The organism is Nostoc sp. PCC 9305 (assembly GCF_963920915.1).
Lineage (GTDB): Bacteria > Cyanobacteriota > Cyanobacteriia > Cyanobacteriales > Nostocaceae > Nostoc.
In genome coordinates this window covers 1-14730 of the sequence record NZ_CAWUDN010000076.1, presented here as the reverse complement: position 1 = coordinate 14730, position 14730 = coordinate 1, and the positions used below count along the sequence as shown (strand labels likewise).

General features: G+C 42.0%; 12 protein-coding genes, 1 tRNA gene and 3 pseudogenes. 6 read left to right on the top strand and 10 right to left on the bottom strand.

Features of this window, described 5'->3' with window-relative positions:
• The first annotated feature begins 155 nt into the window (after positions 1–155).
• From tgt to psbM, 4 genes are all read left to right on the top strand, one after another.
• Positions 156–1304, top strand: a complete 1149-nt coding sequence (gene tgt, locus ACM0OX_RS24390) for a tRNA guanosine(34) transglycosylase Tgt (RefSeq protein ID WP_334844242.1) — start codon at positions 156–158, stop codon at positions 1302–1304.
• Between the two features lie 78 nt (positions 1305–1382).
• Positions 1383–1520, top strand: coding sequence for a photosystem II reaction center protein K (locus ACM0OX_RS24385; RefSeq protein ID WP_006195022.1), 138 nt, complete (start codon positions 1383–1385; stop codon positions 1518–1520).
• A 185-nt stretch (positions 1521–1705) separates the two neighbouring features.
• Positions 1706–2002 carry a 2Fe-2S iron-sulfur cluster-binding protein gene (locus tag ACM0OX_RS24380; RefSeq protein ID WP_414517536.1) on the top strand — a complete coding sequence of 99 codons (297 nt, stop codon included), beginning with the start codon at positions 1706–1708 and terminating at the stop codon, positions 2000–2002.
• A gap of 200 nt (positions 2003–2202) precedes the next feature.
• Positions 2203–2319 carry a photosystem II reaction center protein PsbM gene (gene psbM, locus ACM0OX_RS24375; RefSeq protein WP_084227279.1) on the top strand — a complete coding sequence of 39 codons (117 nt, stop codon included), beginning with the start codon at positions 2203–2205 and terminating at the stop codon, positions 2317–2319.
• A gap of 157 nt (positions 2320–2476) precedes the next feature.
• Here the strand turns inward: psbM and ACM0OX_RS24370 are convergent, their stop codons facing one another.
• Entirely contained in the window at positions 2477–3328 is an 852-nt protein-coding gene (locus tag ACM0OX_RS24370) for a universal stress protein (protein ID WP_335187077.1), read from the bottom strand.
• 641 nt (positions 3329–3969) lie between these two features.
• Complete coding sequence (locus tag ACM0OX_RS24365) at positions 3970–5541, bottom strand: alkaline phosphatase D family protein (RefSeq protein ID WP_414517535.1); 1572 nt, start codon at positions 5539–5541, stop codon at positions 3970–3972.
• Between the two features lie 248 nt (positions 5542–5789).
• Here ACM0OX_RS24365 and ACM0OX_RS24360 point away from each other — a divergent pair, with 248 nt between their 5' ends.
• Positions 5790–6803, top strand: a complete 1014-nt coding sequence (locus ACM0OX_RS24360) for a WD40 repeat domain-containing protein (RefSeq protein WP_414517534.1) — start codon at positions 5790–5792, stop codon at positions 6801–6803.
• 68 nt (positions 6804–6871) lie between these two features.
• On the opposite strand, the gene ACM0OX_RS24355 is transcribed toward ACM0OX_RS24360, so the two are convergent.
• From ACM0OX_RS24355 to psbZ, 5 genes are all read right to left on the bottom strand, one after another.
• Positions 6872–8134 (bottom strand): glutamate-5-semialdehyde dehydrogenase, encoded by a 1263-nt coding sequence (locus ACM0OX_RS24355; protein WP_414517533.1) that lies wholly within the window; start codon positions 8132–8134, stop codon positions 6872–6874.
• Positions 8135–8138: 4 nt separating this feature from the next.
• A complete protein-coding gene (locus ACM0OX_RS24350; protein WP_094348002.1) occupies positions 8139–8546 on the bottom strand; it encodes a hypothetical protein in 408 nt (135 codons plus the stop codon).
• Positions 8547–9229: 683 nt separating this feature from the next.
• Positions 9230–9301 (bottom strand) — tRNA-Gly (locus ACM0OX_RS24345).
• A 141-nt stretch (positions 9302–9442) separates the two neighbouring features.
• Positions 9443–10021, bottom strand: a complete 579-nt coding sequence (gene ribH, locus ACM0OX_RS24340) for a 6,7-dimethyl-8-ribityllumazine synthase (RefSeq protein ID WP_289799467.1) — start codon at positions 10019–10021, stop codon at positions 9443–9445.
• Positions 10022–10213: 192 nt separating this feature from the next.
• Positions 10214–10402, bottom strand: coding sequence for a photosystem II reaction center protein PsbZ (gene psbZ, locus ACM0OX_RS24335; protein ID WP_289799468.1), 189 nt, complete (start codon positions 10400–10402; stop codon positions 10214–10216).
• 144 nt (positions 10403–10546) lie between these two features.
• Here psbZ and ACM0OX_RS24330 point away from each other — a divergent pair, with 144 nt between their 5' ends.
• Positions 10547–13258 carry a CBS domain-containing protein gene (locus tag ACM0OX_RS24330; protein ID WP_414517532.1) on the top strand — a complete coding sequence of 904 codons (2712 nt, stop codon included), beginning with the start codon at positions 10547–10549 and terminating at the stop codon, positions 13256–13258.
• Between the two features lie 12 nt (positions 13259–13270).
• Here the strand turns inward: ACM0OX_RS24330 and ACM0OX_RS24325 are convergent.
• From ACM0OX_RS24325 to ACM0OX_RS24315, 3 pseudogenes are all read right to left on the bottom strand, one after another.
• A pseudogene (locus ACM0OX_RS24325) lies at positions 13271–13633 on the bottom strand (alanine-zipper protein); the annotation flags it as partial.
• 21 nt (positions 13634–13654) lie between these two features.
• A pseudogene (locus ACM0OX_RS24320) lies at positions 13655–14194 on the bottom strand (IS4 family transposase); the annotation flags it as partial.
• Positions 14195–14292: 98 nt separating this feature from the next.
• Positions 14293–14553: pseudogene (locus ACM0OX_RS24315) on the bottom strand (protein kinase domain-containing protein); the annotation flags it as partial.
• Positions 14554–14730: the final 177 nt, after the last annotated feature.

Genomic DNA, 14730 nt, shown 5'->3' with positions numbered 1-14730 from the left:
CAAGGCGGAAGTCAAAAAGCTTTGATTTTGGGCTTTCTGGCTGTAATTAAATGATAGGTTTATTTCTGCTGCGTTGTACTAGTTATGGATTTCTGAAACTCTTTACCTATTAGTGTTTCACAATCCAAAATCTAAAATCTAAAATTCCAAATGGCATGAGTGCGAATTTTTCTTTTCAATGTCTTGCTTGCTGTAGTCAAACCAAAGCTAGAGCAGGAGTATTTTTCACTCCTCACGGTCTTGTAGAAACCCCCAGATTTATGCCAGTGGGAACACTGGCAAATGTCAAAACTATTACTCCATCTCAGCTCCGAGATACTGGAGCGCAAATGATTTTATCTAATACTTATCATCTTCACCTACAACCAGGGGAAGCGATCGTGGCTGGGGGTGGTGGATTGCATAAATTTATGGGTTGGAACGGCCCAATGCTCACAGATTCGGGTGGGTTTCAGGTCTTCAGCTTAAGCGAGATGCGAAAAATTACTGAAGAAGGCGTAACTTTTCGCTCGCCTCACGATGGACGAATTATTAACTTAACACCAGAGCGCTCCATTGAGATTCAAAATACTTTGGGCGCTGATGTGATTATGGCCTTTGATGAGTGTCCGCCCTACCCAGCGACTCGCCAAGAGGTAGAAACTGCAACTGAGCGCACTTACCGCTGGTTAGAACGCTGCATAACAGCTCATCAACGCAGCGATCAGGCGTTGTTTGGGATTGTGCAAGGGGGCGTGTATTTGGATTTGCGTTGCCGTGCGGCGGAAGCTTTGGCTAAGTTGGATTTGCCCGGATATGCCATTGGTGGCGTGAGTGTCGGAGAACCGCCAGAATTGATGGCTGAGATTGTCAAAGTCACAGCACCCCTTTTACCTCCCGAAAAGCCGCGTTACTTAATGGGTGTGGGTACTTACCGGGAAATGGCGATCGCGATCGCATCTGGTATAGATTTATTTGATTGCGTCATTCCCACCCGTTGGGCAAGACATGGTACAGCGATAGTCCAAGGCGGACGCTGGAATTTAAAAAATGCTAAGTTTCGTGAAGATTTTACGCCATTAGATGAAACTTGCCCATGCTACACTTGTCAAAATTTTAGCCGTGCTTACATATCTCATTTAGTGCGATCGCAAGAAATTTTGGCTTATACCTTGTTGAGCATTCACAACATTACCGAACTAATTCGCTTTACGCAAAAAATTAGAGAAGCAATATTGAGCGATCGCTTTGTTGCAGAATTTGGTCACTGGCTCAACTCATCTGAATCAGCATCAGATGAGGGTGAAATTACAAATGACTATTGACCAATGATCGAGACTCAAACCATGTTAAGATATCTCTCAATTATGAAAGCTGTGTTGGATAGGTGGATTTAAACAAACATGGAAGCAGCACTTTTATTAGCAAAACTGCCAGAAGCTTACCAAATCTTCGATCCTTTGGTAGACGTTCTCCCAGTCATCCCGGTATTCTTCTTGTTGCTTGCTTTCGTTTGGCAAGCAGCTGTGGGATTTAGATAAGTTAATCTATTTTTCAATTTATAGGACAGGTAAACTACCTGTCCTATTTTTTTGCAGTGTAGTATTTGAGAAAGTTAATATTTATTAATATTTTGCAATGAATTATGATAATAAATAAGATGTTAATCAAGCTATGTCAATATGAAGCCTTGAAAGCCAAGCTTATAGTCAAGGAGGAATCAGTTATGGGTAATATCAAATTCGTTAAAGAAAATAAAGAAGTAGTGGTAGCAGATGGTGCTAATCTCCGGCTCAAGGCGATACAAAATGACATTGATATATATACATTTATTGGTAAAATGACCAATTGCGGTGGTAATGGTCAGTGTGGTACTTGCGTTGTGGAGATAGTCGAAGGACTAGAAAATCTTTCCCCCCGCACAGACGTAGAAAACCGGAAATTCAAGAAAAAGCCAGAAAATTACCGCCTTGCCTGTCAAACTTTAGTCAATGGCTCAGTCAGCGTAGTCACGAAGCCTTAAGTTCTCAAATCTGTCATGTATCCAGTCAGTAGTCAAAATACTTACCAAAATTGAGCTTCCTCTCTACGATACGCTACGCTGACATTTTGAATACTTCGACAAGCTCAGTACAAGTTTTGAATTTTGAATTGGTATAACTCTGTCATCGATAATGCTATCCTAATGTTGTTGACTGGAAATTCAAGAGAGGTTTTCTTGCCATGCAAGTTAATGACCTGGGGTTCATAGCGAGCATTTTGTTCGTACTAGTCCCTGCCGTGTTTTTACTAATTCTTTACATCCAAACTGCTAGCCGCGAAGGTGGAAAAGATAGTTAAGAGTTTGTGTATAAAATAAATAACCCCTGCACCAATAGTGTAGGGGTTTTTATTTATCAACCAGCAACTTAGCGCTGAATAGTAAAGACAAACACAAGTCTTACTTTACTATTCGATGACAATAATTATTAAATTATTATACTCAGCACTGTTGACTTTAAGCGATCGTCCGCGCCAACAATACCGGACAAGTGGCATTGACTCGAACATAGTCAGACAAGGAAGATCCGATGAGCCTATCTATATCAACAAAACTCTTAGCGATCGATGGACGACGATCTGGAGAACCGAGCAATAATAAGTCTATATTCAACTCTTCTGCCAATCGACAAATTTCTTCACCAGGTTTGCCACTGCTGATATAAGAACGAGATTGGATGCCTTGTTTCTGAGCTTCTGCAACAGCAGCTGCTAAAACTGGATATTTGTCGGAATTAACCTGGGTGATTTCTGATTTTTTACCGCCAAAATCTGTACTAATATTTGCCAAAATTAACTCGCCACCTGGAATATCTCGGAGTAAAAACAGTGCTAATTTCAAGCAATTTTTTGCTGAATCAGAATTGTCTATTGCCACCATAATGCGCTTAATTCTTTTAACATAAATATCATCTTTTACCAGCAACATGGGGCGAGAAGATAGTTGGAAAACATACTGACTGACTGAGTTCGATAAAATCGATTGCAGCCGCTTCAGTCCGCGTGAACCCATAATAATCAAGTCAGCGTCGATTTCATCAGCAACTTGGCAAACCACATCTTTGGGATCGCCTTCACGCAAAATTGAAGAAACTTGGCTAGGATCTAAGTTCAAAGTTTGAATAGCATTCGCCAGAATTTTACCCCCATTTTCCCATTTAGTTGTCATGGTAGTAGCAGCATTTTGTGCTTGAACAACATGCAAAATCGTAACTTTTGCAGATTGAATTGAAGGGATTTCTTTCAGGGTTTTGAGCATTTCTTCTGCGTGTCCCAATCCCGATACAGCCAGCAAAATTCTTCTGATCATCTTACGTAATTTTTGTGAAGTTTACTTTTGTTTTCGCTGTTGGTACTTGGCTCTGGTCGGATTTTCACCACCTTGCTTGACAACCTAATTAGTAAGTTGGCACAAATAAACTTTATTTTTTAGTATTTAACACTCAAACAAATGGCAAAGGATAAAAAACTAAACAAATATTTAACTTTATTTGCACTTAGTTACTTAAATTTTCAACTAGACTTCAACTATTCAGCATACTCTCAATTTAGTCTGATGAACTTAATAAATTATGATGTTAGTTATTATTTTTAATCTATGTTTACTTTTGTTAATTAGAAGTCAGTTAAGTATTGCAAATAAATGCCAAAATAACTCTATAGTAAAATTGATTCAGTATAAGCCTTAACAGGCGATGTCTACGACGGGCTATGCCTACGCTTCCCACTTGAATAGTCTACACTCCACCTGAATTTCTCACATCCTCCGCTTTTTTTAAGTCTTTTGCAGTTTTGGTAACTCAGATAGCATTGCTATATCCGAACATTCGCAAAATGTGGGATAAAAATATCTGAATTAGGATATTGTTATGGTCGAAATCATATTTAATACTATATTGAAACCCTCCAAATAGAATCTGGAGGGTTTGTTTGATTGGTTATGAGATTTCCTTAATTTAGATGTGCCCCTGGTTGTCCGTTCTGGACTACAAAGGAAGCTAGGGTTTTCACAGAGGCATTCACATCAACGATGCTTGATACAACGCGATAGTCACTTTGCCAGCGTTTTGGAGTCAGGTTGCAGCGAACGTATCCTCGGTAAGCACCGTCAAAGAACTTAGTATGGGGATTATTAGTTAGGGCTGCTTGAGATGGGGCGATGAATGAGGTGGGAAAGTCAGAGGTAATTGAAGTTCCTACGAACTCAGTACCTACCGTCGGTGAGTTTGGGTTATTGAAATCAAGCTTCAGGTCGTGTACCCAACTAGAATGGATGTCTCCACTAATTACCACTGGATTAGAGGGTTGGCGCTGGTTGAGAAAACTCAAAAGCCGATTACGTGCAGCCACGTAACCGTCCCATTGATCTACATTGAAGACACCGACACCTGGACTACTATTAAAATTGTACTCGGCTAGCATGGTCTGTTGAGCGATCGCATTCCAGCGCGATCGCGATTGGTCTAACCCTTTTCGTAGCCATTGCTCTTGCTCTGAGCCGGCCATCGTAGCATTTTTATCAAAAGCTTGGGGACAGCGAGGCTTAAGTCCGTCATCACAAGGTTGATTAGTACGGTATTGCCTAGTGTCTAGCACATTGAACTCAACTAAATTACCGAAAGTCAACCGCCGATAAAGCAGCGCATCTGGGCCTTTGGGCAATGAAGACTGACGTAAGGGCATGTGTTCGTAGTAAGCTTGGTAAGCATTGGCTCGCCGTTTTCTAAAAGCCTCTTGGGTTTGGTTGTCTTCGGGAATTAAGTTGGCGTAGTTGTTGTCAACTTCATGATCGTCCCAAGTGACAATCCAGGGAAAAGCCGCATGAGCAGCTTGAAGATTTGGGTCAGTTTTGTAGAGGGCGTGGCGATCGCGATAGTCTTTAAGAGTGATAATTTCTGGACTGTTATGCTGGCGGGGCCCACCAGACTGTGGCCCGTATTCGTAGATGTAATCACCCAGATGAACCACAAGGTCGAGATTTTCCTCAGCCAAATGCCGATAAGCCGTATAGTAGCCATTTTGCCAGTCTTGACAGGAGACAAAAGCAAAGTTCAGTTGCTGGGTATAGCTATAAGATGCTGGTGCTGTACGAGTCCGTCCAATGGGGCTAACTTCCTTACTTACTTGAAATTGATACCAGTACCAACGGTCAGGGTTTAGCCCACGGACATCAACGTGGACTGAGTGTGCTAACTCTGGTGTCGCTAGTACTGTTCCTCGCCGCACTACCTGTTTCATGTTTTCATCGAGGGCGACTTGCCACCGCACTGGGACATTTACGATTGGCATTCCACCCCCAGAGAGTGGATTGGGAGCCAGTCGTGTCCAGATAACAACACCATCCGGCAAAGGATCGCCAGAGGCAACACCAAGACTGAACGGATAGCTAGAAAACCTTGAGGTAGCCAATACTGGATGCAATTGGCTAGCTACCGTTAACCCCGTTAAGAATCCTGCACCCAACAAAAAATCCCGCCGTCTGCACCGATTTGCTAGCAGGCGTGTACCATCCATAAGTTCCATATTCACCCCTTCCCAGATGTAAATACAGTTGGCAAATTTTAGGAGGGTCAGTTGTGAAAAGCACAAATACTGGCTTGATTTGACTTGTTTCCTAATTGCTGCTCAACCAAACACAAGGAACCTACCAAACTAGGATCAAGTAGAAATTAAGATTTTGTTAAGTTTAAAATTGAATTAGGGGATTGGGCATTGAAACTAGAAGAAATTTGTGGCAGATTTAGACCCACCACCAAAGTAGTAAAGAATTTATGACAGTTAACAATACAGTTTTGGGAGGGATTGAAAGAGTTAGGCAATTGCTGGCGTATGGAAAGGTTGAACAAAAAATTGATGCCCTTATAGATGCTTTTGAGTATGGGGAAGCTGGCTTAGACTTTATTATTGAAGCTTTACAAAACTCAGAGGTTGATGTTCAAGAAGCAGCTTATTGGCTACTTCAGGAAAGTACAGAGCCAAGAGCTAAACTGGCATTACAGGAATACAACCCCTATTTATTTTTTGAGTATCTTTTTACTATTGAGAGGTATACAGATCAAGTTCGCAGTATAGCTTGTGTAGATATAAACCAAGAGTTGCAAACCTTAGTTACTTGTAATTATAACAACATAATTCAAGTGTGGAATATGCAAACGCAACAAGTAATATGCACATTCCAGCCAGAAGCAACGAAGGAATTTGATCAAATCGCGATTGCACCCAACAATAGGGTTTTAGGACTTTGGAATTGTAATGATTATGCTGAAGTGTGGGATCTAAAAACAAAAGAAAAAATCTTCACTACACATCGGCGCTCAGATTGGTTTTGGTATATTGCCTTTAGCCCAGATGGTCAATCATTTTTAAATGCTGTTGACGGAGAAATTTTTGAATTGTGGGATATACAAATAGGAGGAATAATTTCCTATATTTATATGTCCGATCTGGGTCATAATTTTATCTATTCAAATTCGCAAGTTTTAGTAACTGAAGAACAAGGCTTTGACCAAAACTATGAAATATGGGATTGGCAAACACAACAAGTAATTTGCACCTTAAGCCTTTCAGGGTATATGCCTGTAATTACTGTCAGCCGCGATCAACGCTTTTTACTTAGTGGTAGTCAAGAAAATGGAACCATTAAAGTGTGGAACATTCGGACAAGACATGAACTTTGTAGTCTCACAAGTCATTCATCGCTAATTACTCGTCTTGCAATTAGCTCAGATGGACAAAGACTATTTATTTGGAGTGGAGACAGCACCGTTGAGGTGTGGGGAATTTAATTTTTCACGGTGATTTGAGATAGTTTTACTTCCGAATTCAGGATTATATTATGTAAATTACGAATTATTTAAAATCTGCCATTTCCCTGAACAATGTGCTTAACGGTGGTCAAAGTTTCTAGGCTGATAAATCCTCGGCGATGACCTTTTTGATTGGACATACCGAGAAATACTGAATCTCCCCGCGAAGGGTTGCGGGAAAAACGCGGGGAAGTGTTGATGTAGGTAGAGGCACTGTTAACTCCCAAGGCAAACTGCCGACTTTCCTGGTAAGATTCAGTAACGATGGAGTCAGCATGACCACTGCTGTATTCATTAATCCAAGCGATCGCACCCTCTAAGCTATCCACTAGTTTAAAAGCTACTGTCCTCGTTAAATAAGGGTTTCCCCATTCACCTTCCTTCACCAGCTGCAACTGAGGAAAGGCTTGGACTAGTTCTGCATCCCCTTTAATTTCAAAGCCTTTTTCCATCAAGCTGTTCCACAATACAGCTAAAGATGATGGCAAGGCTTGACGATGAATTAGTACTTTTTCAATGGCGTTAACTTGATCGGGTTCACTTTGATGGCTATTAAGAATCATCCAGCGCACCATTTCTAAGCTGCTATTCAGCGACCAATAAAGGTAACAGTTACCCATCGCCGACTTTAAAACTGGGCAAGTTGACTGTCTAACTACCTGCTGCACTAAGCTAGAACGTCCGTAGGGAATCACTAAATTCACGTACTGGTCTTGGGTAACTAGATCCCGAACTGAAGCACCATGTTCTGCTGTGATCATTTCTAGACAGCCCGGAGCTAGACCAACTTCTGCGATCGCATTTTGCAATGCCTCAGCGATAGCGGCGTTGGTATGGCTGGCTTCGGTGCTGCCTTTGAGAATTATACAATTGCCAGTTTTGATACAAAAACCCGCTGCGATCGCCCCTAAATCGGGAAACGCCTCATAAATAAATCCAATCACTCCCAAAGGCATTAACTGGGTGTAACTTTGGGAATCTTCCAGTTGATAATCAGCGGTTCTAACGCGTCGCAGCGGATCTGATAATTCCCCCAACCGTTGCAAAATGTCCACTGTCATCTCTAGCCTTGTGGGAGTCAGCTTCAGCCAGTCCAATATCAGCTCAGGCACCGCCATTTCCCGACTGGCTTCTAAATCCAAGGTATTGGCTTCTAGAATGTCGTCAAATGAGCGCTCAATCGCCTTTGCCATTGCCAACACTGCACGACTTCGGTCTGCTCCCTTTGTGAGCGCCAACTTTAGGGAAGCTTGATAGGCTCGTTGGGCACTAGTAATCGGTTCGGGGTGGTCATCCAATTCAACAGTCATTGAGTTAACGTCTGTAGGTAAGCCAGACCATTAGTGCTGGTAAAATAGCCAATAGCACCGCCACCATTGCCCAAGCAATAATGCTGGAACCATTTGCCAATCGCAGTGCTAAAGGCAGCCATATAATCACTAGCACGAAAATAATGCCCAGCGCTATAGGCAAATAGCTTTCTCCCAAGCGGGGATGGACAACATGCCAACTATTTCCCATCCAACGCCAAGCCCGTTTGTAGGGATAGGTGGTGGAAAGCTGTTCTAGGACATGACCATTATCTTCTACAACAAAGATTTGCTGACAGCGATCGCAACCAAATGCTTCTGTTAGCGTAATCGGAATTAACTGACCCCGGCGACGACAGGGACAGGGGTATTCGGTATTGAAATCGATTTTTTCGGGTTTTTGAGATTGCACAAGCGTTCTAATAACTTGAGCGTGTTTTACACGAACTACGAGAATATAATGCCTTGGTAAACACCTTAAAGGCTTCTGTCTTTATATACATAAAAAGGTGATGCAAACATTGCCCTGATTACCAACAGTAGATGCAACTAACTTTAAGTATTCTACTAATTGCCAAATCAGTACGGAGTTATCTATTTGTAATTTTTCCCCGTAGCTGGCGATCTTGTTTAAAAATTTCCTTCTCTTCATCTGTCGCTTTCAAGGTAATGTGGTTGCGTTTTTGGGGATTTATTATGCTGACACACCTGGTACAATTTTAAGCATAGGTGGCAACCACTCCTAAAGCAAATCCTTTGGGAAGGCTACGCTCGTAAACAACACACATCAACAAACCCGCTAATTTTTCTTTGGGTCACTGTAACTATATATTACTATCAGTTCTCAAGGTTAGATCGGCATTATGTCCAATATCTATTCCTTCGAGTTTACAAGTGTTTACAGAGCAGGAATTACTAAAATATCTATTGTAGTGTGAAACTCTTTGTCTAAATATATAGATTGTGGCTAGTTTTCTTGACCTGTAAACACTTGAAGGGCTTTACAAGGGTGCAGAGCTAATCTACAAATGCTTTAGCGCACCCTAAAAACACTAAACCTCTTGGAATTCTTAAATTCAAGAGGTTTTAGTTGGAAGCGGGTGACGCGATTCGAACGCGCGACATTCACCTTGGCAAGGTGACGCTCTACCACTGAGCTACACCCGCAATCAATTGCCATATATCAATATCTCAGATTTATTCTTAATTGTCAACCCTTTTATTTAGTCATTGGTCATTGGTCATTGGTCATTAGTCATTGGTCATTGGTCATTAGTGAATAACAAAGGACAAATGACTAATGACGGACTAGCCGAGTTCTTCTGATTCCAAAGTTAAATTGCCAACGCTGGCACTTGGAAAAGCGGCTGGCAAAGACTGGCTATTACGTGAATATGGCTCTGCCAGGTTAGAACGCAGTTGTCGCATCAGGCTAGCCATTTCTAGGGCATTCAGGGCATAATCCCAGCCATGATTACCTTTTATGCCTGCCCGTTCTAGAGCTTGCTGCATAGTATCTACTGTCAAAATGCCAAAAATGACTGGCACCCCAGTTTGAAAGCTAGCGGCGGCAATGCCTTTAGAAACCTCTGAGGATACGTAATCAAAATGGGGTGTTTGTCCTCGAATGACTGCGCCAAGACAAATTACAGCATCATAACGATGGGAAAGTGCTAATTGGCGAGCTACTAAAGGTACCTCAAAACTTCCCGGAACCCAAACATAGTCCACCTGATTACCTTGGGGATTAGGGTCTACACCGTGGCGTTTTAAACAATCTTGACATCCCTCTAGCAGCTTTCCGGTAACGAGGTCATTGAATCGACCAATCACCACTGCAAACCGCAAAGGCTCCGTTTGGGTAAAAGTTCCCTCGAAAACTGCCATGATTGCCTCTTTATCAACTATACTTCTGGCCAATATACATTTCTTATTTAAATGTAGAGGAGCAGGAAAGCGCGATCAAAATAAAGTTAGTAGGAAAAAGAAAAAATCCCTTGTTTCCCTTAACCTTTGACCTTGGCTTTTCTGCCCCTCTAGTTCTTATATTATGTGCCTGCGCCAGAGCGAAGCCGTCGCCTACACGACAAAAAAGTTTAACAAACCAACTAAAAACACCAAAGCAATCCAGACCCCAGAACCAACCCAGAGCAGTTTTTTAGATTCACCCCAATTTTGGGGAGTGGCGTAAGCAACTGGAACGCCCACGACTAGGACAAAAGACAACAAGACTAGACCTATCAAGGCAAATTGGAATATTATGGTCATTTTTGCTTCTCCCAATACAGTGAAATACTAAAGATAGAATATCCTAAAGGGCGACACTGACACTTTCTTATTATTTTTAAGCTAGCAGAAATTGCAACATTTTAGTCATTTGTCCTTTCGTATAAGTACTAATGACTCTTAACTATGGATTTAATTCTTTGCCACACAACAGCTGATTTTGACGCATTAGGAGCAGCAGTAGGGTTAACGCGCCTACTATCGGGAAGCAAGATTGTGCTAACTGGCGGCTCTCATCCTCCTGTACGGGATTTTTTAGCATTGCATCGGGATGAATATCCACTGATTGAACGCCGTTCGGTGAATCCAGAAAAAATTCGCTCTCTGACTGTGGTGGATACACAACAGCGCGATCGCTTGGGTAAGGCTGCTGAGTGGTTAGACTTACCCAATTTAAAAGAGATTATAGTTTATGACCATCACTTAGGACAAGAATCAGATATTCCCGCCACGCGATCGCATATTGACTCAGTAGGAGCTACCACAACTCTCATCGTGGAGCAATTGCAACAACAGCAAATTTCCCTCACTTCTGCTGAAGCAACTGTGATGGCTTTGGGTATCCACGTTGACACTGGCTCCTTAACGTTTGACCAGTCCACACCACGGGATGCTTTAGCTTTGGCTTGGTTGATGCAACAAGGTGCCAGTTTATCAGTAATTTCTACTTACCGTGACCCTGGCTTGTCTTTGCAATTACAGCAGTTATTAACTGAGGCGTTGGAAAATTTAGAATATCTTTGTCTACGCGGATATACGGTTGCTTGGGTAACTCTAAAAACCGAGTCTTTTGTGCCGGGGCTGTCGAGTCTGGCATCGGAACTTGTAGAAATAACCGAAATTGATGCCCTACTGTTGGCTAATGAATATCCTTTAGGTGCAGAGGATTCACGGTTAACTGTAATTGGGCGATCGCAAATTCCCAAAACGAATCTTAACCTATTATTCCAACTCTTGGGCGGCGGCGGTCATTCTCAAGCCGCATCGCTAAACCTACGCAAAGTAGATTCGCAAGCAATCTTAAAACAACTCGTTGACGGGGTAAAAGCGCAAATTCCCCATCCCCCCACCGCTAGGGATTTGATGTCTTCTCCTGTCCGCACAATTCTGCCCGAAACCACAATTGCCGAAGCCCAGCGCATTTTATTACGCTATAGACACTCTGGTTTATCTGTAGTCGATACTCAAGGGCAACTAGTAGGTATTATTTCACGGCGGGATATTGATATCGCCTTACACCACGGGTTTAGTCATGCGCCAGTCAAGGGCTATATGACCAAGAATCTCAAAACAATTACACCAGATACGACATTGCCAGAAATTGAGTCGGTGATGGTGACTTATGATATCGGACGCTTACCAGTATTGGAAAATGGGCAGTTACTGGGCATTGTTACCCGTACTGATGTCTTACGGGAATTACATCAAGAAAGGGATGAAGATGAGGAAGGAGAGCAAAAATTCAAAATCCAAAATTCAAAATTCAAAATTCCTCTTAGCGCTGAGTTGCAAAATCGCCTTGCTCCACAATTATGGCAATTACTCACCACAGCATCGCAAGAGGCAGAGAAACGGGGTTGGCATCTTTATCTAGTGGGTGGTGGGGTGCGGGATTTGCTATTAGCAGAAGTAGCATCAGGCACTTTGATGATTAAAGATATCGATCTTGTGGTTGATGGCTTTCATAAATCAGCAGATGTCGGTGCTGGTGTGGAATTAGCAAAGGCACTCCAACAACTTTACCCCACGGCTCGCTTAGAAATCCACGGGGCTTTTCAAACTGCGGCCTTGTTGTGGCACAAAGACCCAGAATTAGATTCTCTGTGGGTAGATATTGCCACCGCTAGAACAGAATTCTATCCTTATCCAGCCGCAAATCCAGAAGTTGAAGCGAGTTCCATTCGTCAAGACTTGTATCGCCGAGATTTTACCATCAACGCCCTCGCCTTGCGCCTGACTTCCCCTCGTACTGGTGAGTTACTCGATTTTTTTGGTGGATTACTAGATTTACAAGCTAAACAAATTCGGGTTTTACACGCCAATAGCTTTATCGAAGACCCTACCCGCATTTATCGTGGCGTGCGCTTTGCCGTGCGCTTCGGATTTCAGATAGAACCGCAAACTGAAGAGTTTATCCGCTATGCAATCAACAGTGGTGTTTACGATCGCACTGCTCAAGAGAATAGCAGAACTCCAGCCCTGCAAACGCGACTGAAAACAGAATTAAAACACATCCTAGAAGCCCCCTACTGGAAATCGGCTTTACAGTTACTCGATAATTTAGGGGCATTGCAATGTATCCATCCTACCCTAAAGCTAGATGTGGAAGTCCTACGACAATTACGTTTGCTAGAAAGCTGTTTGCGGCGATTTGACCAGCAAACAACCCTCATCCATTGGGAAATGCGTTTAGAAACGTTAATCGCCCATCTAACACCACAATATCGGGCGAAAGTTGCAAAGAATCTACAACTGCAAGAAGATGGCATTCAACGCTTGCAAAACTTGGCTTCTGCCCAATCTGAGGTAATAGAATCTTTGCCTAAGTGTGAAAGTCCCAGTCAAGTAGTACAGTTGTTGCGACAGTATGATTTACCAATGCTGATTTTAATCGCTGTGCAAACTCCGCGATCGCTTAGACATCAAATTTGGAAATATTTAACTGTTTGGACTAATGTGCAGCCACTATTGAATGGTAATGATTTAAAGAAACTTGGTTACAAACCAGGGTCTCAATATCGACAAATATTAGATGATATGCTTGCTGCTACCTTGGATGGAATAATTAAAGATAAGACTGAAGCTGAGGAATTTTTAGCGCAACACTATCCTAAATGAAATAGCTCTGGTCTAAATTGTATCTAGATCGATATTTAACTCCCGCAGTTTTGCTGCTAAACGTTCAGCCTTTTGTTCGGCTTGTTCTGCTAGTTGTTGTGACTGTTCAGCCTTTTGTTCGGCTTGTTCTGCTAGTTGTTGTAACTGTTCAGCTTTTTGTTCGGCTTGTTCTGCTAGTTGTTGTAACTGTTCAGCTTTTTGTTCCGGTGTTGGTACTAGTTGCCCATCTCGCGTAAAAAACCGTAATAAACCTTCGTAAACTCCCAAATATAACCCTAGCTGATGACTCCACAAATGTCCTTGTCCACTTGCTTGTAGAGGTTGATATTCTCCATCTACTAAATGAAATCCCGCAAATTCTTGTGTGTAAGGGTCCTTGCGGGGCTACAAAAAGTGCTAGGATGCAGATAGAATAAGCCTCATAGCCCTCTCTCCTTGCTGATAGTACTTACGCTTATTAGGACTGAATCTCAATAATTCAGCGACTAACTCATAAGAATTTTCCATGAAATTGACCCAATTATCGCCATAAAGACCAATATAAAAACTACTATGTCGTCGAACAATCCTTAAGGATTCTTTAATTCGTCCAACATATTTTTGAACACCCATGCGTTTAATTTTTTGACCAGATATAGTTGCAGCCGTATAAGCAAGTGAGATTAATAATATTAAATAAATTAGCCTTTGTCTTGATACATTAGTATCTTCTAAGTTATAACCACCGCTCTTAAAATCTCTAAACATCTCTACCCTTCGGGAACGCCAAGGGCGAACAATATCAAAACGTTGTTTATAAGCTCTAATAACTGAATCTAAATCATCTAAGTTGGTAAGAATAAACCAACCTTCCTCCGGTGCAACTCCCAAACGTTTACGCTTCCATTTAGCAGCAAGATTAAAGCTAACAAATCCTTGGGATTTTGTAAGCCCCACTCACAAAGGCTCCTGACTTTAGTTTGGAATAATCTTTCCAAGACCCAACCATAAGTGAGTAAATACCAAAAAGAAGCACAATCCTGTCGAACTCACTACAAGTCTGTAGCGTCTGTTGGTTTAAACATTTGCTCAGGTGGAATAAAGCCAGGAGTACCTCTAAATGCACGACTCGCTGCAACTTCCTGGCTGCCAACACGAGCAAAACCAAAGTCAATTATATAGACGTTAAGTTGCTCATCTACCAAAATATTTTCCGGTTTAATATCTCGATGAATTATCGGCGGAATCCGATTTTGCAGATATACAATAATTTCTAAAGCTTTAACTGCAATTTGTTTAATTTCCTCTGGTGCAAAGCGGGTGCATCCCAGTTTTGATTATTCCAAAACAAATAAATAACTGGGAAGGTTTGTTACAGAAAACGGAAGTCAGGAAGTAAGGGGACATCAGGAAGGGATAATAAAGTCATCAAGACTAGGTCAGGACTTACGCAACTGGCACAGGCGATCGCTAAAATATAGTGCTTTTGTACT

What these genes read in the sequence shown, in the direction of transcription:
- tgt (WP_334844242.1), top strand. Translation starts at nt 156, where the DNA reads ATGAGTGCGAATTTTTCTTTTCAATGTCTTGCTTGCTGTAGTCAAACC.
- ACM0OX_RS24385 (WP_006195022.1), top strand. Translation starts at nt 1,383, where the DNA reads ATGGAAGCAGCACTTTTATTAGCAAAACTGCCAGAAGCTTACCAAATC.
- ACM0OX_RS24380 (WP_414517536.1), top strand. Translation starts at nt 1,706, where the DNA reads ATGGGTAATATCAAATTCGTTAAAGAAAATAAAGAAGTAGTGGTAGCA.
- psbM (WP_084227279.1), top strand. Translation starts at nt 2,203, where the DNA reads ATGCAAGTTAATGACCTGGGGTTCATAGCGAGCATTTTGTTCGTACTA.
- ACM0OX_RS24370 (WP_335187077.1), bottom strand. Translation starts at nt 3,328, where the DNA reads ATGATCAGAAGAATTTTGCTGGCTGTATCGGGATTGGGACACGCAGAA.
- ACM0OX_RS24365 (WP_414517535.1), bottom strand. Translation starts at nt 5,541, where the DNA reads ATGGAACTTATGGATGGTACACGCCTGCTAGCAAATCGGTGCAGACGG.
- ACM0OX_RS24360 (WP_414517534.1), top strand. Translation starts at nt 5,790, where the DNA reads ATGACAGTTAACAATACAGTTTTGGGAGGGATTGAAAGAGTTAGGCAA.
- ACM0OX_RS24355 (WP_414517533.1), bottom strand. Translation starts at nt 8,134, where the DNA reads ATGACTGTTGAATTGGATGACCACCCCGAACCGATTACTAGTGCCCAA.
- ribH (WP_289799467.1), bottom strand. Translation starts at nt 10,021, where the DNA reads ATGGCAGTTTTCGAGGGAACTTTTACCCAAACGGAGCCTTTGCGGTTT.
- psbZ (WP_289799468.1), bottom strand. Translation starts at nt 10,402, where the DNA reads ATGACCATAATATTCCAATTTGCCTTGATAGGTCTAGTCTTGTTGTCT.
- ACM0OX_RS24330 (WP_414517532.1), top strand. Translation starts at nt 10,547, where the DNA reads ATGGATTTAATTCTTTGCCACACAACAGCTGATTTTGACGCATTAGGA.